This window comes from Nocardia rhizosphaerihabitans (genome assembly GCF_014646295.1).
Classification (GTDB): domain Bacteria; phylum Actinomycetota; class Actinomycetes; order Mycobacteriales; family Mycobacteriaceae; genus Nocardia; species Nocardia rhizosphaerihabitans.
Map to the genome: position 1 here is coordinate 404,556 of NZ_BMNE01000005.1, position 23,438 is coordinate 427,993.

General features: G+C 68.3%; 23 protein-coding genes and 3 tRNA genes. 10 read left to right on the plus strand and 16 right to left on the minus strand.

Features of this window, described 5'->3' with window-relative positions:
* Window positions 1–34: 34 nt before the first annotated feature.
* Window positions 35–742: a DUF8020 domain-containing protein gene (locus tag IEY60_RS23475; RefSeq protein WP_189032153.1), complete on the minus strand. Its 708-nt coding sequence runs from the start codon at window positions 740–742 to the stop codon at window positions 35–37.
* 326 nt (window positions 743–1,068) lie between these two features.
* Between IEY60_RS23475 and rfbB the strand changes: the two genes are divergently transcribed.
* Window positions 1,069–2,070 carry a dTDP-glucose 4,6-dehydratase gene (gene rfbB / locus IEY60_RS23480; protein ID WP_189032155.1) on the plus strand — a complete coding sequence of 334 codons (1,002 nt, stop codon included), beginning with the start codon at window positions 1,069–1,071 and terminating at the stop codon, window positions 2,068–2,070.
* A gap of 20 nt (window positions 2,071–2,090) precedes the next feature.
* Here the strand turns inward: rfbB and IEY60_RS23485 are convergent, their stop codons facing one another.
* Window positions 2,091–3,626 carry a DUF2142 domain-containing protein gene (locus IEY60_RS23485; RefSeq protein ID WP_189032157.1) on the minus strand — a complete coding sequence of 512 codons (1,536 nt, stop codon included), beginning with the start codon at window positions 3,624–3,626 and terminating at the stop codon, window positions 2,091–2,093.
* Window positions 3,623–4,588, minus strand: a complete 966-nt coding sequence (locus IEY60_RS23490; protein WP_189032159.1) for a glycosyltransferase — start codon at window positions 4,586–4,588, stop codon at window positions 3,623–3,625. The genes IEY60_RS23485 and IEY60_RS23490 overlap by 4 nt, the downstream gene beginning before the upstream one ends.
* 126 nt (window positions 4,589–4,714) lie before the next feature.
* Between IEY60_RS23490 and IEY60_RS23495 the strand changes: the two genes are divergently transcribed.
* Both IEY60_RS23495 and IEY60_RS23500 read left to right on the plus strand, forming a co-directional pair.
* Entirely contained in the window at window positions 4,715–5,245 is a 531-nt protein-coding gene (locus tag IEY60_RS23495) for a GtrA family protein (protein WP_189032161.1), read from the plus strand.
* Between the two features lie 111 nt (window positions 5,246–5,356).
* Window positions 5,357–7,255, plus strand: coding sequence for a glycosyltransferase (locus IEY60_RS23500; RefSeq protein ID WP_189032170.1), 1,899 nt, complete (start codon window positions 5,357–5,359; stop codon window positions 7,253–7,255).
* Window positions 7,256–7,321: 66 nt separating this feature from the next.
* Here the strand turns inward: IEY60_RS23500 and IEY60_RS23505 are convergent, their stop codons facing one another.
* Window positions 7,322–7,654 carry a hypothetical protein gene (locus IEY60_RS23505; protein WP_189032172.1) on the minus strand — a complete coding sequence of 111 codons (333 nt, stop codon included), beginning with the start codon at window positions 7,652–7,654 and terminating at the stop codon, window positions 7,322–7,324.
* Between the two features lie 561 nt (window positions 7,655–8,215).
* Here IEY60_RS23505 and IEY60_RS23510 point away from each other — a divergent pair.
* Window positions 8,216–8,428, plus strand: a complete 213-nt coding sequence (locus IEY60_RS23510; protein ID WP_189032174.1) for a hypothetical protein — start codon at window positions 8,216–8,218, stop codon at window positions 8,426–8,428.
* 190 nt (window positions 8,429–8,618) lie between these two features.
* Here IEY60_RS23510 and rsgA read toward each other — a convergent pair whose 3' ends face one another.
* The 6 genes from rsgA to IEY60_RS23540 form a co-directional block, all read right to left on the minus strand.
* Window positions 8,619–9,650, minus strand: coding sequence for a ribosome small subunit-dependent GTPase A (rsgA, locus tag IEY60_RS23515; RefSeq protein WP_189032183.1), 1,032 nt, complete (start codon window positions 9,648–9,650; stop codon window positions 8,619–8,621).
* Between the two features lie 244 nt (window positions 9,651–9,894).
* Window positions 9,895–10,422: a hypothetical protein gene (locus IEY60_RS23520; RefSeq protein ID WP_229740060.1), complete on the minus strand. Its 528-nt coding sequence runs from the start codon at window positions 10,420–10,422 to the stop codon at window positions 9,895–9,897.
* A gap of 57 nt (window positions 10,423–10,479) precedes the next feature.
* On the minus strand, window positions 10,480–11,580 hold the full coding sequence (gene glfT1, locus IEY60_RS23525; RefSeq protein WP_229740061.1) for a galactofuranosyltransferase GlfT1: 1,101 nt from the start codon (window positions 11,578–11,580) through the stop codon (window positions 10,480–10,482).
* Window positions 11,577–12,419 carry a galactan export ABC transporter ATP-binding subunit Wzt/RfbE gene (wzt, locus tag IEY60_RS23530; protein ID WP_189032185.1) on the minus strand — a complete coding sequence of 281 codons (843 nt, stop codon included), beginning with the start codon at window positions 12,417–12,419 and terminating at the stop codon, window positions 11,577–11,579. Before wzt ends, glfT1 begins: the two co-directional genes overlap by 4 nt.
* A gap of 13 nt (window positions 12,420–12,432) precedes the next feature.
* Window positions 12,433–13,317, minus strand: a complete 885-nt coding sequence (gene wzm, locus IEY60_RS23535) for a galactan export ABC transporter permease subunit Wzm/RfbD (protein WP_444543806.1) — start codon at window positions 13,315–13,317, stop codon at window positions 12,433–12,435.
* A 116-nt stretch (window positions 13,318–13,433) separates the two neighbouring features.
* Window positions 13,434–14,021: a bacterial proteasome activator family protein gene (locus IEY60_RS23540; protein WP_189032187.1), complete on the minus strand. Its 588-nt coding sequence runs from the start codon at window positions 14,019–14,021 to the stop codon at window positions 13,434–13,436.
* Window positions 14,022–14,107: 86 nt separating this feature from the next.
* Here IEY60_RS23540 and IEY60_RS23545 point away from each other — a divergent pair, with 86 nt between their 5' ends.
* Window positions 14,108–15,310: a cysteine desulfurase-like protein gene (locus IEY60_RS23545; RefSeq protein ID WP_189032189.1), complete on the plus strand. Its 1,203-nt coding sequence runs from the start codon at window positions 14,108–14,110 to the stop codon at window positions 15,308–15,310.
* A gap of 53 nt (window positions 15,311–15,363) precedes the next feature.
* Here the strand turns inward: IEY60_RS23545 and IEY60_RS23550 are convergent, their stop codons facing one another.
* Entirely contained in the window at window positions 15,364–16,353 is a 990-nt protein-coding gene (locus IEY60_RS23550; RefSeq protein WP_189032191.1) for an NAD(P)H-quinone oxidoreductase, read from the minus strand.
* 80 nt (window positions 16,354–16,433) lie between these two features.
* On the opposite strand from IEY60_RS23550, the gene IEY60_RS23555 reads away from it, so the two are divergent.
* Window positions 16,434–16,518 (plus strand) — tRNA-Ser (locus IEY60_RS23555).
* 57 nt (window positions 16,519–16,575) lie between these two features.
* Here the strand turns inward: IEY60_RS23555 and IEY60_RS23560 are convergent.
* Window positions 16,576–17,526 (minus strand): Lrp/AsnC family transcriptional regulator, encoded by a 951-nt coding sequence (locus IEY60_RS23560; protein ID WP_189032193.1) that lies wholly within the window; start codon window positions 17,524–17,526, stop codon window positions 16,576–16,578.
* Between the two features lie 84 nt (window positions 17,527–17,610).
* On the opposite strand from IEY60_RS23560, the gene IEY60_RS23565 reads away from it, so the two are divergent.
* Window positions 17,611–18,483: a VOC family protein gene (locus tag IEY60_RS23565; protein WP_189032195.1), complete on the plus strand. Its 873-nt coding sequence runs from the start codon at window positions 17,611–17,613 to the stop codon at window positions 18,481–18,483.
* On the opposite strand, the gene IEY60_RS23570 is transcribed toward IEY60_RS23565, so the two are convergent.
* Both IEY60_RS23570 and hisC read right to left on the minus strand, forming a co-directional pair.
* Window positions 18,473–19,588 (minus strand): nitric oxide synthase oxygenase, encoded by a 1,116-nt coding sequence (locus tag IEY60_RS23570; RefSeq protein WP_189032197.1) that lies wholly within the window; start codon window positions 19,586–19,588, stop codon window positions 18,473–18,475. The two genes, IEY60_RS23565 and IEY60_RS23570, sit on opposite strands and share 11 nt — an antisense overlap.
* Window positions 19,589–19,781: 193 nt before the next feature.
* Complete coding sequence (gene hisC / locus IEY60_RS23575) at window positions 19,782–20,858, minus strand: histidinol-phosphate transaminase (RefSeq protein WP_189032199.1); 1,077 nt, start codon at window positions 20,856–20,858, stop codon at window positions 19,782–19,784.
* 87 nt (window positions 20,859–20,945) lie between these two features.
* On the opposite strand from hisC, the gene IEY60_RS23580 reads away from it, so the two are divergent.
* From IEY60_RS23580 to IEY60_RS23590, 3 genes are all read left to right on the plus strand, one after another.
* Window positions 20,946–21,680: a dienelactone hydrolase family protein gene (locus IEY60_RS23580; protein WP_189032201.1), complete on the plus strand. Its 735-nt coding sequence runs from the start codon at window positions 20,946–20,948 to the stop codon at window positions 21,678–21,680.
* Window positions 21,681–21,773: 93 nt separating this feature from the next.
* Window positions 21,774–21,863 (plus strand) — tRNA-Ser (locus IEY60_RS23585).
* A 32-nt stretch (window positions 21,864–21,895) separates the two neighbouring features.
* A tRNA-Arg gene (locus tag IEY60_RS23590) sits at window positions 21,896–21,968 on the plus strand.
* Window positions 21,969–22,153: 185 nt separating this feature from the next.
* Here IEY60_RS23590 and IEY60_RS23595 read toward each other — a convergent pair.
* Together IEY60_RS23595 and IEY60_RS23600 are read right to left on the minus strand one after the other, a co-directional pair.
* Window positions 22,154–22,879, minus strand: coding sequence for a maleylpyruvate isomerase family mycothiol-dependent enzyme (locus IEY60_RS23595; RefSeq protein ID WP_189032203.1), 726 nt, complete (start codon window positions 22,877–22,879; stop codon window positions 22,154–22,156).
* A gap of 144 nt (window positions 22,880–23,023) precedes the next feature.
* The gene (locus IEY60_RS23600; RefSeq protein WP_189032205.1) at window positions 23,024–23,419 is read right to left on the minus strand and encodes a RidA family protein; all 396 of its coding nucleotides are present in this window, start codon (window positions 23,417–23,419) and stop codon (window positions 23,024–23,026) included.
* Window positions 23,420–23,438 lie beyond the last annotated feature (19 nt).

Consider the following 23,438-nt stretch of genomic DNA (forward strand, 5'->3'; position numbering starts at 1 on the left):
GTGCGAGTTCAGTTGTGCGTCGTTCGAGACCGGATTACTTGGCCGGCGCGGTGAACGGCTGGTTGATGGTGGTGAAGTACTGGATGGCAGCACCGATGGCGACGGGGGCGGTGATGAAGATGTTGCCCGCGATGGCGCCGACCGGGCCCACCAGCAGCGCGCCCGCGATGCAGCCGACGGCGGCGGCAGGCAGGAAGGGGCCGAGCAGGCCGACGATGGTGCCCAGGGCAACCGTGCCGGCGAGGACGCCACCGAGGACGCAACCGACGGCGGCGCCGCCGAGGCCACCGACCAGCGACGCGATGGAGGCGCCCATGGAGATGGTGTCCTTCATGCGGTTGAAGGCGGCGACCTCACGGTCGTACTCCGACTTCCAGGGGGCCTTGTCCTCGAAAGGCAGGGCGACCGGCTTGTACACGGCCTTGGCCGGGTCCAGCTGCGGGGTCAGGACGGCCTTGTTGCCCGAGATCTCGGCCGCGATGGGCAGCTCGAAGTCGTCGAGGCGGAAGGTCAGCGGGGTGGCGGCGATGGTGGTGCCGTCGGCGGCCTTGATCTTGAAGGCGCCTTCTTCTTCGACCAGCGAGCCCGCGTCGGTGGTGATGACGGACGTGCCGTTGATCTCCTGGGCGGTGAAGTTGACCGGGGCCGGGGCCTCGTTCGGCGCAGCGTTGACGGCGCCGGCGGTGACGCCCATGGCAGCGATCAGCAGCGCCGAGGTGGCGGCGAATTTCCTCATCAGCATTTTCGTTGAACCTCGATGTTGGAGCGTTCGGAGGGGACTCGATGATCAAAATCCCTCGCAGCTAACGCGCGGTGAACCCGCCGTGACCGTCTATTCAAATTCTGTTCACCGGCGATACCCCAGGACCAGTGCGTTGCTCGAAACCTGAGCGTTGACCGGGCCTTTTCTCAGGAAACCAGCCCCTGAGTCGTAACCTACCGTCCCGTAGTGTGACCGACATCACGGTGTAAATATCTAGGGCTTCTCCGCAGTGCGGCGGTACGGCAACGGATTTCGGCCGGACTCCGCCGCACGGTACGCGTGCGCGAGCACGTATCGTTGGCGAGGTGCGAGTGCTCGTAACCGGCGGGGCCGGCTTCATCGGCGCGAATTTCGTCCAGCAGACCGTGGCAACGCGCCCGGATGTGCACGTGACCGTCCTCGACGCGCTCACCTACGCGGGTAACCGCGCGTCGCTGGATTCGGTCGCCGATCGGATCGAATTCGTGCACGGCGACATCGCCGATCTCGACCTGGTCGACAATCTGGTCAGCGGCGTCGACGCGGTGGTGCATTTCGCCGCCGAATCGCACAACGACAACTCCCTGGCCGAGCCGTGGCCGTTCGTGCAGACCAATATCGTCGGCACCTACTCGCTGCTGCAGGCGGTGCGCCGCCACGACGTGCGCTACCACCACGTCTCCACCGACGAGGTGTACGGCGATCTCGCCCCCGACGATCCGGCCTTCACCGAAACCACCGCCTACAACCCGTCGAGCCCGTATTCGGCGACGAAAGCGGGCAGCGATCTGCTGGTACGCGCCTGGACCCGGTCGTTCGGCGTCCGCGCGACGCTGTCGAACTGTTCCAACAATTACGGCCCGTATCAGCATGTGGAGAAATTCATCCCACGCCAGATCACCAATTTGATCGACGGTGTGCGCCCGCGCCTCTACGGCGCAGGCCATCAGGTGCGCGACTGGATCCACGTCGACGATCACAATCGCGCGGTGTGGGACATTCTCGACCGCGGCCGGATCGGCCAGACCTACCTCATCGGCGCCGAGGGTGAACTCGACAATCTCAGTGTCGTCCAGCTCATTCTGCAGGCCTTCGACCGCGATCCCGCCGACTTCGATCACGTGACCGACCGGCCGGGCCATGACCAGCGCTACGCCATCGACGCGAGCCTGCTGCGCGAGGAACTGGGCTGGTCGCCGCGGTACGCGGACTTCCGGGCAGGCCTGGCCGACACCATCACCTGGTACCGCGAGAACGAGGGCTGGTGGCGGCCCAAGAAGGCCGCCACCGAACGCGCCTACGCCGCGGCGGGCGAAAAGAAGCTCTGACCCCCACCGTCGTCCGGGAATTATCCCCAGACGACGGTGTAATACGTTGCGGCCGCGGCGATCAGCGCGAAAACCGACGCGCAGGTGACGGTGATCGCTGTTCCGCGAGTGGGAATCACGCCGTCGGAATCGGTGAGCCGCAAGGGAACCCAGCGCGCGACGACGGCCAGACCCATGATTGCCAGCGGCACGAAATACCGGCCCTGCACACCGTCGATGATGTAGAAATCGACCGGCGTGAACGACATGTACAGCGTCACGTAGATCATCGCCACGCTCGCCAGCACCGTCAGCGCCACGATCAGAGTGCGCCGGAAAGTGGCTGTCACGGTGCTCATCCGGTCGGCGATACCGAAACTCACCGCGAAGGCGATCAGGCACGCCAGCATGGATATCGCGGGCACGTCGACATAGGCGAAACCGAGTTCACCGAAGAACTGGTTGAACCAGCGATGATCGCGCAGGGCGATGCTCTCGCCGAACGTGTGCACGAATTGCACCGGGTCGCCGATGATTCCCTTCAGCTGGTCGCCCGGACGCACCTCGTACCACTGGTGCGGCGGGCGCATCAGGCCCATGCCTTCACCGGTCGGCGCGGCGATCTTGGTCCACGCGAGGAAAAGCGCGCCGCCCGTCGCGGCGAACGCCCACGGAATCAGCTTGAGTTTCCCGGTGAATCCGAGCCGGTCGGCGGGCACCACGACAACGAGCATCGCCAGCAGCACATAGGTCGGTTTGCTCAGCGGCAGTGCGATCGTCGCGGCCAGCAACGCACCGGTTTCCACCGGCCGCAGCCGATCACCGACGAACAGCGCCTTCAGCAGCAGCGCCGACACCATGATCGCGAGCGCGTTGGTGAGCGTGTCCGCGGTGACGGTGCCGGCCTGGAACAGCGCGATCGGCAGCACCGCGACGGTGAACACCAGCCACTGACTGCGCCGCTCCCGCAGCGAGTACAGCGCGAAGCCGACGACCGCGAGGTAGACGAGCAGCCCGGCCAGCCGGGTCAGCAGATGCAACCCGCCGATATTCAGGCCCAGCGCCTCACCGAGCCGGATGCCGACGGCGGCGGGCACATACGGCACCGGCGAATACGCGGCGGTGTTGGTGAACCACATCTGCTTGGTCGCCGAGCTGATCTCGGCGTCACCGAGCCGGTCGTAGGCGCCGGGGTCGGCCACCATCGCGTCGGGCTCGTCGGGGTTGTCGTTGTAGTCGCGGAAGGCGTAGCCCATCAGCGCGTCGACGCTGACCGGGATCTGGCCGCCGTAGGCGACACCGCGATCGTCGGCGATGCGCTGCGGGAACACCCCGCCGTGCGCGACCTGGTAGGCGCGGCCGAACTGGGTCAGCTCGTCATGGCCCCAGAACGGCGGCGTGAGCACGGCGAACAGCGCGCCGAACACGGTCGCGATCACGGCGAACGCGACCGTGGCCGCGCCCAGCTTGTCGGTCAGTGTGCGCACCGGCGCGAGGACGCGGTCCTTGGTGCTCGGTGCGGGAGTAGCGGGCTTGCTGAGCTCGACGGTGGTGTCCGGCTCGGTCGAAGTCGTCACCGACGGTCTCCGGCAGCGACGTCGTCGTTCACCCCGGCCGCGGAATAGCGCAGGTAGACCAGCCGCGCCGCCTCGTGGCGGGACCGGCGGATGCCGTCGAGGATCATGCCCGCGGTCCAGGCCAGGCTGCCGAGCAGCATCAGCGTGAACGCGAAGAACAGCGTCGGGAACCGCGCCACCTCGTGGGTGTTGTAGAACTCGACCACGATCGGGACGGTCAGGATCAGCGACACCAGCCAGGCCAGCGTGCCGAACAGGCCGTAGAACGCCACCGGGCGCTCGTGCCTGGCCAGGCCGAGGATCAGCGCGAGGATCTTGGTGCCGTCGCGGTAGGTGCGCAGCTTGGACTCGCTGCCGGCCGGGCGGTCACGGAAACCGACCTGCACCGCGGTCTGCGGCACCCGCAGGTGCAGCGAGTGCACGGTCAGTTCGGTCTCGATCTCGAACTCGCGCGAGACGGCGGGGAAGCTCTTGACGAACCGGCGCGAGAACACCCGGAAGCCGCTCAGCATGTCTTCGACGTTCTCGCCGAACACCTTGCCGACGACGCCGTTGAGCACCTTGTTGCCGGTCTCGTGACCCGAGCGGTAGGCGTTGGTGTCCTCGTCCTGCTTGCGCACGCCGAGCACGTGATCGTAGGGGCCATCGAGCAGCGTCTTGATCATCAGCGGGGCCGCGGACGCCTCGTAGGTGTCGTCGCCGTCGATCATCACGTAGACATCGGCCTCGATGTCGGCGAAGGCGCGCCGCACGACGTTGCCCTTGCCCTTGGTGTTCTCGTAGCGCACGATCGCCCCGGCCTCGCGGGCGCATTCGGCGGTGCGGTCGGTGCTCAGGTTGTCGTAGACGTAGACGACGATCCCCGGCACGGCGGCCTTCAGGTCGGCGACGACCTTGGCGACCGCAGCCTCTTCGTTGTGGCAGGGGACCACGGCGGCAATGCGAAGCTCGGTGGAGTCCACCCGGGTCAATCCTCGATGTAGGCAGCAGTGGGACACCGGGAGGGTACACAGCGCGGTGGCGATCCGCTCACCCGGTTCAGCGAGCTTAACGCGGGAGCCGACGGGCCATCGGTGTACGGTCGGCCCGTGTCCCACCCCGAGTTGTCCGAGCCGGTCCCCGCGTCCTTGATGTCGAAGGTGGTGACGGCCCTGCGGCAGGGGGCGGCGTTCCTCGTCGTCGGCGCGATCGGATTCCTGGTCGACGCGGGCACCTACAACCTGCTGGTCTTCTGGGGCGGGGGATTCTCCTTCTCCGAAGGTGTGCTGTATCACTCTCCGCTGCCCGCCAAGATCATCGCGATCGCGGTGGCGACGGTGGTCACCTACTTCGGCAACAAGTGGTGGACGTTCTCCCACAAGAAGACCGACAACCCCGGTCGTGAGTACCTTTTGTACGCGGTATTCAACGTGGTCGCGATCGGCCTGCAACTCGGCTGCCTCGGCTTTTCCCGCTATGTGCTCGACCTGTCCTCGCCGCTGTCGGACAACATTTCCGGCACGTTGATCGGCCAGATCGTCGCGGTCGTATTCCGCTATTGGGCCTACGACAAATTCGTCTTCACCGGCTCTTCGGCAACCGAAGAGCAACACGCGCGGGGTGCGGCGACCCCTCACTGACGGCGCGACGACGCCGGGCGATTGATATCCTCACCCCCGCCTGCCGCGCCGCCCTTTCTTTACGTGACTGCTTGCGTCGGCGCAGTCGATACCGAGAATTTCGAGGACTTCATGGAACAGTCGGCTACGGGAGCCGTGACCGAATCGAACGATCGGCGCGAGGCCGCGCCGGAATCGCTGCGCGGGGAACACGCGGCGCCGGAGCGGCTGGTGCTGGCCAGGGGCATATTCACCGGTCCGTCGGCCCGGGTCAGCGACGAGCTCTACGCCGTCGTCAAGGGCGGCGCCGCGGTTCGCGAGCGCCTGGCGCTGCACCTGCCCAAGGGCGCCACCGCGCACACCAACACCTACTTCGGCCGCTTCGCCGCCAGCTACTGGCAGCGCTGGACCACCGTCACCGAGGTGACGGTGGGCGCGACCCTCGAGGTCGGTGACAAGGCCAACGTGCGCCTGGTCGCCTCCGACATCGCCGGCCACCGCCGCATCATCGCCTCGCTCGTGGCAACCAGCAGCGGGCGCGTCAGCCTGAGCGCCCCGCTCGACCAGTACGTCGACGGTGGCGCGCTGTGGCTCGAGTTCGACGCCATCGGCGGTCCGCTCGACATCACCGAGCTCGCCTGGACCGCGCAGGCGCCGGAGAAGGTCCGTCCGGTCGCGATCGCGATCTGCACCTTCAACCGGGCCGAGGACTGCGCGCACACCGTGGCCGCGCTGGCCTCGGACGCGACCGTGCTGGCCGCCATCGACGCGGTCTACGTCGTCGACCAGGGCACCGACCTGGTCGAGAACCGGCCGCTGTTCCAGCAGGTTCGCCCCGATTTCGGCGACAAGCTGCGCTACATCCGCCAGCCCAACCTCGGCGGCGCCGGTGGCTTCACCCGCGGCCTGTACGAGGTGTCGGCGGCCAACGAGCACGCCGACGTCATCCTGATGGACGACGACATCCTCTGCGAGCCCGAGACCGTGCTGCGGTTGCAGGCCTTCGCCAACCTGACCGTCGAACCGACCCTGGTCGGCGCGCAGATGCTGTTCCTGCTCAACCCCGACTACCTCAATGTCGGCGCGGAGGAGGTGCACCTGCACGAGCTCAAGCACGGGCAGAAGGTGCCCAAGGCGCTGCGCAACACCTCCATGCTCAAGAAGAACCAGGAGCGCCGCGTCGACGCCGGCTACAACGCCTGGTGGACCTGCCTGATCCCGGCCGAGGTGGTCGCCAAGATCGGCCTGCCGGTGCCGATCTTCTTCCAGTGGGACGACGTCGAGTACGGCATCCGCGCGCGCGAGCACGGTTTCGTCACCGTCACCCTGCCCAACGCGGCCGTCTGGCACGCCGACTTCTACTGGAAGGACTACGACGACTGGGCGCGCTACTTCTCCACGCGCAACTCGCTCATCGTCGGCTCCCTGCACACCGATCTCGACGGCAAGGCGATCACGCGCGAGTTCTTCCGCTACATCGCCGAGCATCTCGTCGGCATGCAGTACGGCCTGGTGCACACCACCCTGCAGGGCATCGAGGACTTCATGAAGGGCCCGAAGGTGCTGCGCGACGGCGGCATCGACGCCCTCGCCGCCGCCCGCGGCACCCGCGGCGACTACCCCGAGACGATCAAGCACCCCGCCGCGACCCCGCCGGTGAACTCCGCCGACATCCAGGTCCGCCGGGCCAGTGGTGAACCGAGCCGGGTCACCCTGGTGCTGATCAAGCGCGCGATCACCCAGTGGACCGGACGCACCCAGCCCGGCCTGATCGGAGTCACCCGCGAGGACGCGCACTGGTGGCACGTCGGCCTGTTCGACCACGTCGTCGTCACCGACGCCTCGCAGTCCGGCGTCCGCGTGCGCCGCCGCGACAAGGCCCGCGCCCGCGCCCTGCTCATCCGCACCTACCGCACCCTGCGCAAGCTCCGCAAGGAACTGCCCGCCCTGCAGGCCGAGTACCGCGCCGCAGTCCCCGAGCTCACCAGCCGCGAGAACTGGGCCAGGCTGTACGGCATCGACCCCAGCTGAGTCCGAAAGCTGCACGCCGCGCCGGAATTCGTTCCGGCGCGGCGTGTTTCGTTTTGTGCGACGGGGTCAGCCCACCAGGATCAGCACGAACATCAACAGGAAGACCAGCGCGAGCACCGCGAACGGCAGCGCCATGAACAGCAGACCGGGTGTCTTCTGCGGCTCCGGCCCGATCGCGCCTTTCAGGAAGATGACCGCGGGCGGCTTGTAGTAGACCTTGCTCCCCGGCCCATGCCCGACCGGAACCTGGATCTCCGCAGGCCCCATCTCCGACAGCCACGGCGTCACCACGCGCACGTGATACTGCCCCGGCCCGACCGGCACATGAGTCTGCCCCCACCGCGCATCCGGCACCGGCTGACCGTTGACGAAGATCTTCGGCTTGACCAGCGCCAGCATGAACGAGATCCACGGATACGACGAATCCACCGTGATCCCAGGCGGATTCGGCCCTTGCCGCGGCGCGCCCTGAGGCGGCTGCCCGAACTGGCCGGGTGCGCCCTGCGGTGGGTAACCGGCCCCGGACTGCCCGAACCGCGGCTGATCGCCCTGAGCCCCGGCGAATCCGTCAAAAGAGCCGGCCCCCGCCGGAGGACGCTGCGGAGGCGGGAATCCCGGCTGCGCGGGTCCACCCTGCGGCTGGCCGTACCGCTGCGGAGCGCCCTGCGCGGGACCGAGACCGGTTGGCGGAGTGTGTGGTTGGCCGAAAGCGGGGTTATGCGGCTGGCCCGGTGGCGGGATCTGCGGCTGACCGGGGGCCGAAACGGCCGGTCCCGCAGGCGGACGGCCGAATCCGGGTGGCGGCGCGCCGGGGCCGGGCTGGCCGTACCCGGGAGCCGGAGCGCCTGGGCCAGGCTGGCCGAACCCAGGAGAGGGAGTGCCTGGTCCGAAAGGGGGCTGGCCGAATCCGGGTGGCGGCGCGCCTGGGCCCGGCTGTGCGAAACCAGGAGCTGGAGTCCCGTGCCCCGCAGGCGGCTGACCGAACCCGGGTGGCGCACCGGGCCCGCCGAATCCCGGTGGAGCGACTCCCGGGCGACCGTGGCCGGGCTGTGGGATGTCCGGCCTGCTCACCGACCACTGGTCGCCGGTGTGGGGCCGGATCAGGCTGGGTTGCGGTGTGCCACCGCCTGTTTCGCCGACATCGGCGCGAGCCGAATCGGCGGGGTGTGGTGATGGGAAATCGCCGGGGCTACTCATTCATCCCTCCCGGATAGCGAACCGTGCGCCCGCACCCTATCGCGCTACCGCACCCGCGTCCGGGCGAGCGCGGCTCCACCGGATGAACAAGATCACCACGCTCTGGTGCGGGTCGGCACTCGGCCGATGCTTACACCAGAGCGTGGTGATCATTTGTCCAGGTGGGTTAGCGGTGGCCGCGTTCGCGGTATCGGCGGCGCTGTTGTTTGGCGATGGTGCGCCAGGCCTGGGCGCGTTCGGCGGCGAGGCGCTTGTCGGTGCGGGCCGCCATCCATTCGTTCTCCTTGGCCAGTTTTCGATAGCTCGTCAAGCGGCGTTCGGGGAGGGTGCCGTCGGCGAGGGCGGCGAGAACCGCGCAGCCGGGTTCGGTCTGGTGCGCGCAGTCGGCGAAACGGCATTCGGCGGCGAGGGATTCGATGTCACTGAATGTCTTGCCGATGCCCTCGGCCGCGTCGTACAGGCCGATGCCACGCAGTCCCGGAGTGTCGATGAGTGTGCCGCCGCCGGGGAGCGGACGGAGCTCACGGTGCACCGTGGTGTGGCGGCCCTTGCCGTCTACCGCGCGAACGGCGTTGGTGGCGAACACCTGCGCGCCGAGCAGGGCATTGGCGAGGGTCGATTTGCCCGCACCGGACGGGCCGATCAAGGCGACCGTTCCGGTGAGCGAAGCGGTGAGCACATCCAAGCCGACATCGGCGGAGGCACTCACCGCGAGCACCGTGGCCCCGGGTGCGACGGCACGTACCTCGTCGAGCGGGATATCCACCGCGGCATCGGCTTTGGTGAGCACGACGACCGGCTGCGCGTTGCTCTCCCACGCCAGGGCGAGCATCCGCTCGATCCGGCCGAGGTCCACATCACCGTCGGCGGCCGTGCAGATCAGCACGGTGTCGACATTGGCCGCCAGCACCTGGGCGACCGAACGCCCCGACACCGACGATCGCATGATCGCCGAACGACGCGGCAACAGTTGCCGCACAGTGTGTTCGGCGTCGAGGCCCACCCAGTCGCCGGTACACAGTCCGGTGATATCGCGCGGACAGGAGGCCCGCGCCGGGCCGCTCGGTGTGACCACATCGCATTCGCTGCGGTCCATCCGGACGATGCGGGCAGGGGTGAGATCGCCGAGCAGCGGCAGATATTCAGAAGCTACGGCTTCGGTCCAGCCGTAAGGGACGAGCAGGTCGTAGTCGACCATCGGTGTGAAGTCCTTCATCGGGCGCCGAACCCGACAACGGGTTCAGCGAGTAGAGGTGATGTCCGGAGCGGCCAGGGCGGGCGCGCAATCGCGCTCCCCGGGCACGGCAATCCACACGGCTGTACTCACGGACATCCACCTCCTCTCCAACGTTGCTCCCACTGTGCCGCACACCCGCGACACCGCACAACTGATTTATGCCGCCGAGGGCTGACGAATCAGGTCCCGGTGGCGTCGACGCAGGTTACGGGACGACGATCTCGGTGGAGGCGGGCAGACTCGGACGGTCGGTGCGCACGGTGAGCTGGAACCGGCCGGGGCCGGTGGGGGCGACCACCTGGAACGGATAGGTGCTGTTGTGGCTGGCGGGAACGAAATGCGTCATGGAGCCGGTGGCACCGTTGTCCAGGTTCCGCCAGTCGACGATGACATTCACATCGCACGTCAGCAGAGCAGGAGCCATGTTGCCGAGCAGGCCCTGCGAGATGCGCAGCGAGATGCTGTGGGTGGCACCGGGCGCCACGCTCGGGGAGTTGAGCGGTCCGTCGAACGCGGTGCCGCCCACGTTCACGAGGCCGAAGCAGACGCCGTTGCCGAGCGTGGGCACCGGGGCCGTGCGCAGTTCGTTCATGACGCAGGAGCGGGGGCCGACGTTGGACGCGCCGAGCTGACAGGTGTCATCGGCGTTGGCGGTGCCCGGCACGGCCAGGCATAGTGCACTGCCGGCGAGGATGGCGGCAGCGGTGGACGCGAAACTCGTTCGTAAGGTCACTTACCGATCCTAGGTTGCGAGATCGCCAGGACTACCCCCTATTTCTGGGGGCTCCGCCTAGTCCGGTTTGCCGAACTGTTCGTTCCGGCCGAGCGAGCGCAGCCGGAACCATTCCTTCAGGCCGGCCGGGTCGCGACGGGTCACCAGGAAGAACCAGGAGAATCGAATCCACTCCTGCGGCAGCAACTTGCGCATACCGGGCTGCGACATCAGATAGCCGCGGTTGCGGTAGGTGAAGTAGCGCTTGACCGGGTCGTCCGGGTACTGGGTGTGCATCCGCCCGCCCAGGATCGGCTTGAATTCCTCGGCGCCGTTGGGATGCAGGTAGGCGGTCTGCAGGCAGGTGCCGAAGGGCAGCCCGGAGCGGACCAGGCGGCGATGCACCTCCACCTCGTCGCCGCGTACGAACAGCCGCAGGTCGGGCACACCGATCAGATCCACGGCCTTCGCCGAGATCAGCGCGCCGTTGAACAGCGAGGCGATGCCGGGTAGGAAGTCCTCGTCACCGAGCTCGGAGCGCAGCCGTCGCCACACCACGCCACGGCGCAGGGGGAACGCGAGCCGGTCGGGTTCGTCGATATCGCAGACCACCGGCGATACCTCGACCAGGTTGTGCCTGCGCGCGCAATCGATCAGCGTCGCGAGCACTTCGGGCCCGTCGGGGCGGCCGTCGTCGTCGGCCAGCCACACCCAATCCGCGCCCTGGGTAAGCGCGTGCAGCATGCCGAGGGCGAAACCACCGGCGCCGCCCAGATTGTGCCGTGAACCCAGGTAGGTGGCCTCGATCGGCTGCTGCGCGACCAGTTCGGCCACCGCGTCCTCGTTGGCATTGTCGACGACGATCAGATGGTCGACCGGACGTGACTGCGAGGCGAGGACCTTCAGTGATTCGGCGAGGAGCTCACGGCGCTTGTGGGTGACGACCACCGCGATGATCCGCGCGCTCGGCCCGGTCTCGGTCGTGATGTCGGCGGGTTCGGCGCCTGCGGGCAGTTCCGCGTCGTCAGCCAGCGCGACGACCTGCGCGGGCGCCGGTTCGTCGGGCAGCACCGCGTCATCGGCCAGGGCAGCGGCGGGCTCTGCGGGTGCCTCGGTCGCCTCGAGGCGATCGGTCATGCTGAACCCACCCGGCACCGGCTTCCCGTGGTCGTCGCTCATGCCTGGTTCTGCTCCAGTTCTCGTTCGCCGCCTGCGCCCGCTGCGCCCTCGGTCTCCAGCTCGCGCAGCACCTGTGCCACGTGATTACCCGCGTCGGGACCCTCGTACGCGCGCACGACTTCCTCGATCCCGCCCTGCAGCCGGATCTGGCCGTGGTCGACCCACATCGCGGTGTCGCACAGCTGGGCGAGGAACTCGTTGGAATGGCTGGCGAAGACGAGGATGCCCGAGCGCGCGACCAGCGACTGCAGCCGCGTGCGCGCCTTCTTCATGAACTCGGCGTCGACCGCGCCGATGCCCTCGTCGAGCAGCAGGATCTCGGGGTCGATCGAGGTGACGACGCCCATCGCCAGGCGCACCCGCATGCCGGTGGAGTAGGTGCGCAGCGGCATCGACAGGTACTCGCCGAGCTCGGTGAAGTCGGCGATCTCGTCGATCTTGGACATCATCTGCTTGCGGGTCTGCCCGAGGAACAGGCCGCGGATGATGATGTTCTCGTAGCCGGAGATCTCCGGGTCCATACCGACGCCGAGGTCGAACACGGGCGCCACCCGGCCGCGGATGCGCGCGCTGCCGCGGGAGGGTTCGTAGATGCCCGACAGCAGCCGCAGCAGCGTCGACTTGCCCGCGCCGTTGTGGCCGACCAGGCCGATCCGGTCGCCTTCCTTGAGCGAGAGGTTGATGTCACGCAGCGCCTCGACGACGACCACATCGGAGCTGTTGCGCCCGATCGCGCCGCCAGCCTTGCCGAGGAACGCTTTCTTCAGCGACCGCGACTTGGCGTCGAAGATGGGGAACTCGACCCACGCCTGCTGGGTTTCGATACTCACACGGCTCATCGGGAGTCTGCTCCTAAACCCAGTACGGGACGCGGGCACGGTACTGCTTGAGCGCCAGGATCGCGACGATCCAGCCGACCACCGTGATCGCGCCGACGATCGCCCAGTGATGCCACTCCGACGGCTCGCCGAGCAGCGGCGCGCGCACGATCTCCAGGTAGTGGAAGGTGGGGACGATCTCGATCAGCTTGGCCCGGTCGCTCATGCCGCCGACCGAGTTCTCCAGCGCCTTCGTCGACCACATGACCGGGGTCAGCACGAACAGCATCAGCGTCATCGAGCCGAGGATCGGGGCGATATCGCGGTAGCGGGTGGAGAAGATGCCGAACACGATCGACACCCACATGGCGTTGAGGAACAGCAGGAGGATCGCGGGGAAGACCAGCAGGATCGACCAGTTCAGGTCACGCCAGATCGAGAACGCGGCCACCAGCACGGCGTAGATCGCCGCGTTGTGGATGAAGAACAGGAACTGCCGCCACACCAGCCGGTATACGTGCACGCTCAGCGCCGACGGCAGCTGTTTGATCAGGCCCTCGTTGGCGATGAAGACATCGGAACCCTCGAGGATCGAGGCCTGGATGACGTTCCACACGATCAGGCCGACCGTCACATACGGCAGGTACTCGCTGATCGGCTGATCGAGCAGCGTCGAATACAGCAGACCCATCGCCAGCGCCTGCAGCCCGGTCGCGATGGTGATCCAGAACGGGCCGAGCACCGAACGGCGGTACCGCTGCTTGATGTCCTGCCAGCCCAGCGACAGCCATAGCTCGCGCTGATGGAAGCCGTCGCGCATGTCCTTGAACGCGCGCGTGAACGTCTGCGAATCCGACACGATCGGCGGCGCGACCTCGGCCACGGCCTCGGTCACCGGGGAGTTGTCGTCGGAATGCACGGGGCTCTCTTCGGTACGCGCGTCACTCCGGTCGGAGACCGAATCGGGACGAGCGGCAGCTGCGGGCACGGTCCCCGACCTTACAGGGTGCATCGATGGCCGGTACGGCGTGTTCGCTACAGGTACTGCCCACCCCCGACGTGGCCACCGGCCTTGTGATCACCCGCGTGCATGCCGGGCGGCAAGGCGCCCTGACGCATCTGTTCCAGCTGCGCGCGGGCGGCCATCTGCTGGGCGAACAGCGCGGTCTGGATGCCGTGAAACAGGCCTTCGAGCCAGCCGACCAGCTGGGCCTGGGCGATCCGCAGTTCGGCGTCCGACGGTACCGACTCGTCGGTGAACGGCAGGGTGAGCCGCTCCAGTTCCTCGCGCAGTTCGGGGGCGAGGCCCTGCTCGAGCTCGCGGACCGAGGACTTGTGGATCTCCTTGAGCCTGGTCCGGCTCGCGTCGTCGAGCGGAGCCGCCCGCACCTCCTCGAGCAGCTGCTTGATCATGGTGCCGATGCGCATCACCTTGGCGGGCTGCTCGACCATGTCGGCCAGCGACTCACCCCCGTCGGCGTCGTCGGTGGCGGGCTTCTCGTCGTCGGGCACGACCTGTCCGGTGAACGTGGAACCGCCGTTCTGGTCGGCGGGCACGGTGAGCGGACGGCCGTCGGGACCGATCACGACGATGGATTCCGGTACATCCTCCGAGTGCGTCATATCCCCATCATTGCGTGTGTGCCGGGTTCGCGCTAAAACCCCGACGCGGTTACACCGGGACGCCCGCTGCCCTTAAAGTGGCCACCATGACTTATGACGTCGCGAGGGTTCGGGGCCTGATACCGTCCCTGGGCGACGGCTGGATTCATCTGGACCCGCAGGCGGGGATGCTCGTTCCCGATTCGGTATCGCGTGCCGTCTCAACGGGTTTCCGCACCTCCTCGTTTTCCCACATCGGCCGCCACGGTGCGGCGACCCGCAGCGGTGCGATCCTCGACGCCGCGCGTTCGGCGGTCGCCGATCTGGTCGGTGGAGATCCGGCCGGCGTCGTGCTCGGACCCGATCGCGCGGTGCTGCTGGCCTGGCTGGCGGAATCGCTGAGTTCCCGGCTCGGTCTCGGCACCGGCATCGTGCTGTCCCGGCTCGACGACGAGGCCAATGTCGCCCCGTGGCTGCGCATCGCCAACCGCTACGGCGCGCATGTGCGCTGGGCCGAGGTCGAGATCGAGACCTGCGAGATGCCGTCCTGGCAGTTCGAGGAGCTCATCGGCCCGACCGCGCGCCTGGTGGCGCTCACCGCCGCGTCCCCGATCGTCGGCTCGGCGCCCGCGGTCCGGGTGGCCGCCGACCGCGTGCACGACGTGGGCGGACTGCTGGTCGCCGACGCGTTCGGCGCCGCACCGTACGCGCTGATCGATATCGACGAACTCAACGCCGACGTGGTCGCGCTGAGCGCGCCGTCCTGGGGCGGACCGCAGGTGGGCGCGCTGGTTTTCCGTGACCCCGCGTTCCTCGACCGCATCCCGTCGATGTCGCTCAACCCCTATGCCAAGGGTGCTGAACGGCTCGAGGTCGGCGGGCATCAGTACGCGCTGCTGGCCGGGCTCACCGAGTCGATCGATTTCCTCGCCGGGCTCGACGAACGCGCCCGCGGTACCCGCCGCGAACGGCTCGAGATGTCGATCACCTCGCTGCAGGACTACCACGACCAGCTGTTCGACCACCTGATGCAGGTGCTCGAGAAGGTCGAGAACCTCACCGTGATCGGCCGCGCCTCCACCCGCATCCCCACCGTCAGTTTCACGATGGCGGGCATGCAAGCGGAGAAGGTGGCGGCCAAGCTGGCCGACAACCGGATCGGCACGGTCTCCGGCGTGCACGGCGGCAGCCGATTACTCGACGCGCTCGGTGTCAACGACGAGGGGGGCGCCGTCACCATCGGTCTGGCGCCGTACACCACGCGCTACGAGATCGACCAGCTCGGACGCGCGCTGAGCTCGCTCGAATAACCTGCGCCGGATTCTCGACGGCCGCGACGATCGGTGAACGCCCAGCGCGGTTCTCAGTCGCGTACCCGCAAGACGACCTTGCCGAAGGTCTCCGAATCGTCGAGCAGCTCATGCGCACGGCCCGCCTCGGTGATCGGCAACTCGGCGGAGATCACCGGCACGATCTCGCCCGCGGCGACCTGCGGCCACAGCTGTGCGCGCACCGCGGCGACAACCTCGGCCTTGCTGCCCGCCCCGGTGCGCGGACGGTTGCGCACGTTCGTCGCGTGGATCGTGCCCCATTTGCCCAGCAGCGTGGCCAGATTCAACGTCCCCGCGATGCCGCCCTGCATGCCGATCACCACCAGCTGACCGTGCGGCGCCAGCGCCTCCACATTGCGTTCCAGATACAGCGCGCCCATGTTGTCGAGGATGACGTCCGCGCCCGCCGACTGCTCCGCCGCGATCTCGGCGACGAAATCCTGAGTCTTGTAGTTGATCAGCAGCTCGGCCCCCAGCTCGGCACATTTGGCCAGCTTCTCGTCCGACCCGGCCGTTACCGCCACCCGCGCCCCGAGCCGCCGCGCCACCTGGATCGCGTGCGTCCCGATCCCACCGCCGCCACCGTGGATCAACACCAGCTGCCCCGACCGCAGCCCCGCGGTCATCACCAGGTTCGACCACACCGTCGTCGCCACCTCGGGCAGACCGGCCGCGGCGACCGGATCGAGCCCGTCCGGAATCGGCAGCAGCTGCGTAGCGGGCACCGCCACCAGCTCGGCGTACCCGCCGCCGGCCAGCAGCGCACACACCCGATCCCCGACCTGCCAATCCCGCACCCCGTCCCCGAGCGCGACGATCGTCCCCGAACACTCCAGCCCCGGCACCGAACTCGCATCGGCGGGCGGCGGATAGAACCCACGCCGCTGCAACACATCGGCCCGATTCACCCCCGCCGCGATGACCTCGACCAGCACTTCCCCCGGCCCCGGCTCCGGATCGACCGTCACGGTCCACTCCATCACCTCAGGCCCGCCGAACCCGTTCAACTCGATCGCATGCACGCTTGCCCGCCTCTCCGGCTTTCCCCATGTCATCAGTGAGATCTGTGGTCGCGGATGCGTCCGCTACGATCTCACCCTAGGGAGACGTGGCAGAGCGGCCGAATGCACTCGCCTTGAAAGCGAGCATGGGTAACACCATCGGGGGTTCAAATCCCTCCGTCTCCGCTCCTACTCCTCGTCCCACGCCGGGATCGAGGTCTGGTCGTCCGGGGACGGCCTGAATCAGACGACCGGAGCGGCCCGTTTGGCGATGGCCGTGATCGGCACCGACTCCACGCGCTGGAGACCCGCGAGCGCACCGATGGGGCCCGCGACGTAGTCGAACAAGGCGCTCGCGTCGCGGCACACGACGATGACGATCACGTTGTGCGGCCCGGTGATTCCGCCGACGAAGGCCGCCTCCTGATGCGTCGCCAACGTCCGGGCCGCGGCGACGAGCTGGCCGGGCGCGATGGTCATCCACAGGATCGCCTGTACCGGAAAACCCAGCACCCCTGCATCGATCTCCACATCGAACCGCAGCACGCGATGATGGCGCAGCTCGTCGACGCGCCGCCGCACCGCGGACTCCGACCAGTCGACCGCGCGCGCGAGCCGCGCGTAGTCGGCTCGGCCGTCGACGGCGAGAGCGGGCAGCAGCCTGCGGTCGAGTTCGGTCATCGCGACAGTGTCCGGCCGGTCGGTCGTCGCGGGTGCGAGGGCGCTGACCTGCTCGGTGGTCAGCGCCGAAGTGCGGCCGTGCCAGCGGCGTTCGGTCAGATGCCGCATCAGCAGCTGGACGTCGACCGAGTCGACCTGCGGATGCCGGGCCAGCGCGTCCAGCGGCGCCGCCGACGCGGCGTCGACGCGAAAGAAGCACGTCACCTCGGTGCCACCGGCCAGCACAGTCACCCACGAGGTATCCGCCCGCCGCGCCAGCGCCTGCGCGAGCGCGGCAGCGCCACCCGGCCGGACCCGGATGCGAACCAGCCACTCCGCGTGCCCGATCCGCCGACTGTCCGCGACGCCGGTGACCCGGGCCAGACCGTGCGCCCGCAACCGCGCGAACCGCCGCGCCACCGTCCGATCGGAGACGTCGAGCACCTCCGCGATCCGGCTGAACGCGGCACGACCGTCGACCTGCAGGGCGTGCAGCAAACCCAGATCGACGGTATCGAGCCTGACCGAATCCACCAGAAGAGCGTAGGACGTGTCGGATTCCGGCGCAGCGGCCTCGGTTCGACGACAGGCGCCCGCGACCGAACCACGATCGGCGTCATGACAGCAGACATCAGCGGCATCCACCACGTCGGCATCCTCACCAGGGATCTCGACGGCCTGGAAAGCCGATACCGCTCCTTCGGCTTCACCCTCAGCCCGCGTTCCCGCCATCTCCTCGGCGCCGAGCCCGGCCGCCCGCCCGTCGCGGGCTGCACCGCCAACCTGTGCGCCCTCTTCGGCGATTCCTATCTGGAACTGCTCGGAATCGTCGACGAGTCGGCGCCCGACCCGTGGCGCACGAAGGCGATGGCCGACGAGTACGAGGGCCTGCGCCTGCTCAACCTCGAGACCTCCGACGCCGACAAGGCAGACCGCCACCTGACCGAGGCGGGCCTGCGGACCTCCGGCGTGCTCGAGCTCGAACGCGACGTCGACACCGAGGACGGCACCCGCACCGTGCGGGCCCGCGCCGTCCACCTCGATCCACGCGCCACCCCCGAGACCTACCTCGGCATCGCCCAGCATCTGACCCGCGAATACGTCCACCAACCCCGCTACCTGCGCCACCCCAACGGCGCACGCGGGCTCGGCTCGGTGCTCTTGGTCGTCGAGGACGCCGCGTTCGCCGCTGTCGCCGACCGGTACCGCGTCATCCTGGACCGGACACCCGAGCACGAGGGTCCGCTCACGCTGTTCACCGTCGGCCCGGCGCGGCTCGAACTCGTCCGGGCAAGCGACTCGGGTGAGCTCCTGCCCGACGAGCCCGCGCCCGCCGCCTCCTACCCGGCCGCCCTGACCATCAGGGTCGACGACGTCACCGCGGCTCGCGAGCTCGTCGAAGACGGTGGCGCACCGACGATCTCGACCGCGGACGGCTTCTTCGTCTCCGCCCGGGACGCCTACGGCGCCGGACTGTTCTTCACTGCCTGACCACCGAGTCGTCGACGCGCTTGACGAAGTTGGGGCGGATGTCGAGATCCGGCTCGTCGTAGTAGCGGTGGAAGGTGGGCGTGAGCACCGCGGAGATCGGCGGGTTGACCCAGCTCCAATCGGTAGGGCAGCGGCGGCCCGCGGCTTCCTCGCGCTGGACGTGATCGCAGAACTGCTTGGCGACGGTGTGGTGGTCGACCATGTGCACTCCCGAGTGCCGGAAGCTGTGCAGAACAGCGTGATTCAGCTCGATCAGTGCCTTGTCGCGCCACAGTGTGCGCACCGACGAGGTGTCCAGGCCCATCATGTCGGCGATCAGCGGGAGCATGTTGTAGCGGTCGGTATCGCTGAGGTTGCGCGCGCCGATCTCGGTGCCGACGTACCAGCCGTTGAACGGCGCGAACGGGTAGGTGACGCCGCCGACCTCCAGATCCATATTCGACACAGCGGGTAGCGCATGCCATTTCAGCCCGAGGGTGGCGAACCACGGATAGTCGGGATGGATCAGGTCGACCTCGCGGACCAGTTCGCGCGGAACATCGAAGTACCGCAGGCCCTCGTCGGGCGTGCTGATCAGCACCGGCAGCACGTCGAAGGGCGTGCGCGCGCCGCGCCAGCCCAGGGCCGTCGCCTGCTCGGTGGCGGCGATGTTGGCGGGATCGCCGGTGACGGTCCCGTCCCCGTTGGGGTAGCCGGCGTAGCGGATCAGCTGCGAACTCACGATCCGGTACTCGCCGACCCCGGGTTGGGACTGCGGGCCGACCGTGATCATCGATTGGATCGCGCCGCCGTTGGTGGCCAGGCGCAGATGCTGCCAGCACGCCTCGGAAAGCTCCTTGGCGGAAGTAGCTCGGCGCGCGTCGAGCAGTTTGAGCGATCGCCAATGTTTGCGGCCGACACAGCGAGCGTGATTGCGCCAGGCCAATTTCGCGCCGATCAGGATTTCCTCGGCGGTCTGCCGGTAGGTGCCGGTTTCGCGGAGTTCGGCGAGCGCGCCGAGACGTCGCTGGAGGGGTAGATGTCCCAGCTCGGGCTGGCGGAAGAACTCGTCGCATTCGCGTAGCCGCCGATTCGGCTCGGTGTCGCGCGTTGCGCCGTCACGCACCGAAGTGACTGTGGTGGAAGCTTTTTCGCAGACAGCAGGGTGAGAGCGTTGGTTCACGGTACATCTCCGGTCGGGCAGCTTCGAACACCGAGATTCACTGTGCGCCAGCCTACGACCGGTGTGCTGGCAGTGTGCTCGAATTCGCGCTAATCCCAGCGCGACTGACGTCAAGGCATGCTGACCGTGCGCTGGCCTAACGGAATCGGGCGGCGGTCTCCGGTGCCGTGGCGAAGGCGAGGAATTGCTCGTTCTCGTGCGGATCGCCGATCGTCACCCGCACACCGTCCCCGGCGAACGGACGTACCAGTACACCCGCGGCGGCACTCGCCTCGGCGAAGTCGGTGCTGCGCTCGCCCAGTGGCAGCCAGATGAAGTTGGCCTCGCTCGACGGCACCTGATAGCCCGCGGCCAGCAGCGCGTCGCGCACCTGGTGCCGAGCCGCGACCAGCACATCGGTCCGGTCGAGGAGTTCGCCGCGCGCCTCCAGCGAGGCGATCGCGGCCGCCTGCGCCACCCGGTTCACGCTGAACGGGATGTGCACCTTGAGCAGCGCGGTGATCACCTCGGGATCGCCGACGGCGTAGCCGACGCGCAGGCCGGCCAGGCCGTAGGCCTTCGAGAACGTCCGCAGGACAACCACATTCGGCCGGGTGCGGCCGATCTCGACACCGTCTGGCCGACTCTCGGGAGTCAGCCGCAGGTACTCGTAGTAGGCCTCGTCCAGCACGACGAGCACGTGCGCGGGCACCCGGTCGAGGAACCGCTCCAGCTCGGCGCGCCCGCGCGCGGTGCCGGTGGGGTTGTTCGGGTTGCAGACGAAGATCAGCTTGGTCCGCGCGGTGACCGCGTCGGCCATCGCGTCCAGATCGTGCCGGTAGCCCTCGGCCAGCGGCACCGGCACCGCGGTGGCGTTACCCACCTGGGTGACGATCGGGTACGCCTCGAACGAGCGCCACGCGAACACCACCTCGTCGGTCGGCGCGTCACAGGTGATCTGCACGAGCTCCTGGCACAGCGCGACGCTGCCGCAGCCGACGGCGACATTGGCGACGGTCACGTCCAGGAAATCGGCCAGCGCGGCCCGCAGCTCGGCGACCTGGTTGTCCGGGTACCGGTTGGCCTGCTCGGCCGACTCCGCGATCGCCTTGGCAGCGCTCGGCAACGGCCCGAAGGTCGTCTCGTTCGACGCGAGCTTCACCGCATCGGGGCGGTTACGGCCGGGAACGTAGGCCGGGATGGTGGCGAGGTCGGGCCGGATGTGCGCTGTCACGCCTCCACCCTAAGTGAACGCTGTTTCCGGCCGCCGACGCCTGGTCGGAACCTACCCAAGGACGACTGATCGGCCTACCCTGGATCTATGTCGGGCACCTACGACGATGTCGCTCCGCTGCGGGCGACGGAGCCCACCGCCGACAGCGCCGCAGGCACGGCTCTCGCCGCGACGCGTACCTCGGTGCCCATCACCGTCGTCGAACCGGAGCGGGTCGCCCGCGGCGGCATCGTTCTGCTGCACGAGTCCCGCGAGTTCTCACCCCAGCTGCTCGACCTGATGCGATCGCTGGCGTTCGAGGGCTGGATCGTCGTCGCGCCACACCTGTTCGACCGGATCGCCGACGACCAGGTGCACGAGGTGTTCGGCGACGAACTCTTCGACGACTTCGACGCCGGCTTCGACTGGCTCACCCGCCGCGGCGTCTTCGCCGACACCATCGGGGTACTCGGCTTCGATTCCGCGGGCACCGCCGCCTTCCTCGTCGCAACGAACCGGCCCATCGGCGCGGCGGTGAGCGTGGCCGCCCCCGGCATCACCGAGCCGCTGCCCGACCAGGAGGTCGCCCTGGTCGACATCGCCCCCAGCCTGCAGGCGCCCTGGCTCGGCCTGTTCGGCGCCGACGACCCGGCCACCCCACCCGAGGCCGTCGACCGACTGCGCGACGCGACGGCGCGGGCGAATGTGGCCAGTCTCACCATCACCTATCCCGGCCTCAGCCACCGTGCCGACCGACCAGATCCGGACGACGACGCGGACAACGCCATCCGGATCGATTCCCAGACCCGTATCTACGACTGGTTCGACAGCAACTTACGCTAGTTGACCAGGCGTTTTGGACTACATGAACTGCTCGTGTAATCTTCATTCCCGGCGGTTCGACAAGGACCGGTGCCCTCGAAAGAGAAGGCTCCAGGAGGCGTGCCAGAGCGGCCGAATGGGACTCACTGCTAATGAGTTGTCCCTTCACGGGGACCGGAGGTTCAAATCCTCTCGCCTCCGCCACACCCGGTTCGCCGGGTACAACTGAAGACCATGCGCCCGTAGCTCAACGGATAGAGCACTTGACTACGGATCAAGAGGTTAGGGGTTCGAATCCCTTCGGGCGCACAACAATCCGCCTCCTACCGGTACCCGGTGGGAGGCGGATTTCGTTCGTGGTCAAGGGACGCGGGAGAAGAGGCGGCCGGCGAGGTCTACTCGGGTCGGGTCGGGTCAGCGGGTCAGTGCGGCGGCGCCGAGTCCGGCTCGCACTGCGCGAACGGCCGGACGACGGTGCAGGTCGAGGAACTGCGCTACTTCCAGGCAGGCAGTGGTGGCAGCGGGCCGGTGAGGTCGGCGCCGGTAGAGCGGCCGAGGAGCCAGGCGAGCAGGGCGGCGGATGGGCCGAGGACGGTGTGGTGCGGGCGGCCGGGGCCGACGGTGGCGATGAAGTCGGTGTCGGTGGCCTGGATGTCGAATGTCGGGGTGGCGTCCGGGATCATCTTCGCAGAGAGGTCGGCGATGGCTTCGGGGAGCAACCGGGCGACGAAGGCGGTGGGCCAGTCGGCGGGGGTGTAGCCGACGCCGAGGTCGACGTGGTGGATCTCGGTCTCGCGCAGGCGCATCCACGGAATCTGGTCGGCGGTGAGCGAACCGCCCTGCCGGTTGCGGACCACCGCCTGCCAGTCCGCGGCGGACATCGTGGTGGCCACGGCCTGCCAGCGGTGGGCCGACGCGGTGAAGTCGGCGTGCTGGACGTCGAGATGCCGCGGCGCGCCCGCCTCGATGTCGGCGTCGCGCTGGGCGGCGCTGGCGTACTGGGGGATCTCGATGCCGGTGCGCGCCCACAGCAGCAGGTTCAGCAGGCTGTCGGCGTTGCGCGACATGTGCGCGACGACGTGCCCGCGAGTCCAACCGGGCAGCAGGGACGGCTCGCTCAGCTCGGCGTCGGTGAGCGCACCGATCGCCGCGTCGAAGCGGGCGGTGGACGCGGCGACCTGGGCGAGCAGGTCGGTGGGAGTGGTCGTTGCGCTGGTCACAGGTCCGAGCGTAGTTGCCCGGCCCGGTCGGCACCGGCGTTCACGACGGTGTCGGCGCCGGCCTGTGGATAACCGTGAACCTGTGGATAACTGGGGAATTTTCGCGTCCGGCGCCCGGGGCTGCGACCGGTCGCGTGTGACGATTCAGCCGGTGACGATCGCGTCGGCCTCGATCTCGATCAGCAGTTCGGGAGCGATCAGCGCGGTCACCTCGTACATGGCGGCAGCGGGGCGGATCGTGCCGAACACCGCGGCATGGGCGGCGGCGACCTCGGGCCAGCGGGAGATATCGGTGACGAACATGCGGGTGCGCACCACATCCCGCAGGCTCGCGCCCGCTTGTTCGAGCGCGGTGGCGATCCGGGCGAGCACCTCGGTGGCCTGCGCGCCGATGTCGTCGCCGCCTACCACGCCACCGCCGGGGACGGCAGCCGTCGTCCCGCTGACCATGACGTGATCACCGACCCGCACCGCCCGCGAATACCCGACTACATCTTCGAAATCGGAGGCAGAGGAAATGTTCACCCGAGTTGTGGTCATGGCAGCCAGAATGATCCAC

Coding starts and splice junctions, on each gene's coding strand:
- rsgA (WP_189032183.1), bottom strand. CDS start 9,650: ATGGTCGACTACGACCTGCTCGTCCCTTACGGCTGGACCGAAGCCGTA.
- glfT1 (WP_229740061.1), bottom strand. CDS start 11,580: ATGAGCGACGACCACGGGAAGCCGGTGCCGGGTGGGTTCAGCATGACC.
- wzt (WP_189032185.1), bottom strand. CDS start 12,419: ATGAGCCGTGTGAGTATCGAAACCCAGCAGGCGTGGGTCGAGTTCCCC.
- IEY60_RS23500 (WP_189032170.1), top strand. CDS start 5,357: ATGGAACAGTCGGCTACGGGAGCCGTGACCGAATCGAACGATCGGCGC.
- IEY60_RS23545 (WP_189032189.1), top strand. CDS start 14,108: ATGACTTATGACGTCGCGAGGGTTCGGGGCCTGATACCGTCCCTGGGC.
- IEY60_RS23540 (WP_189032187.1), bottom strand. CDS start 14,021: ATGACGCACTCGGAGGATGTACCGGAATCCATCGTCGTGATCGGTCCC.
- IEY60_RS23580 (WP_189032201.1), top strand. CDS start 20,946: ATGTCGGGCACCTACGACGATGTCGCTCCGCTGCGGGCGACGGAGCCC.
- IEY60_RS23505 (WP_189032172.1), bottom strand. CDS start 7,654: ATGCTGGCGCTGGTCAAGCCGAAGATCTTCGTCAACGGTCAGCCGGTG.
- IEY60_RS23600 (WP_189032205.1), bottom strand. CDS start 23,419: ATGACCACAACTCGGGTGAACATTTCCTCTGCCTCCGATTTCGAAGAT.
- IEY60_RS23475 (WP_189032153.1), bottom strand. CDS start 742: ATGCTGATGAGGAAATTCGCCGCCACCTCGGCGCTGCTGATCGCTGCC.
- IEY60_RS23565 (WP_189032195.1), top strand. CDS start 17,611: ATGACAGCAGACATCAGCGGCATCCACCACGTCGGCATCCTCACCAGG.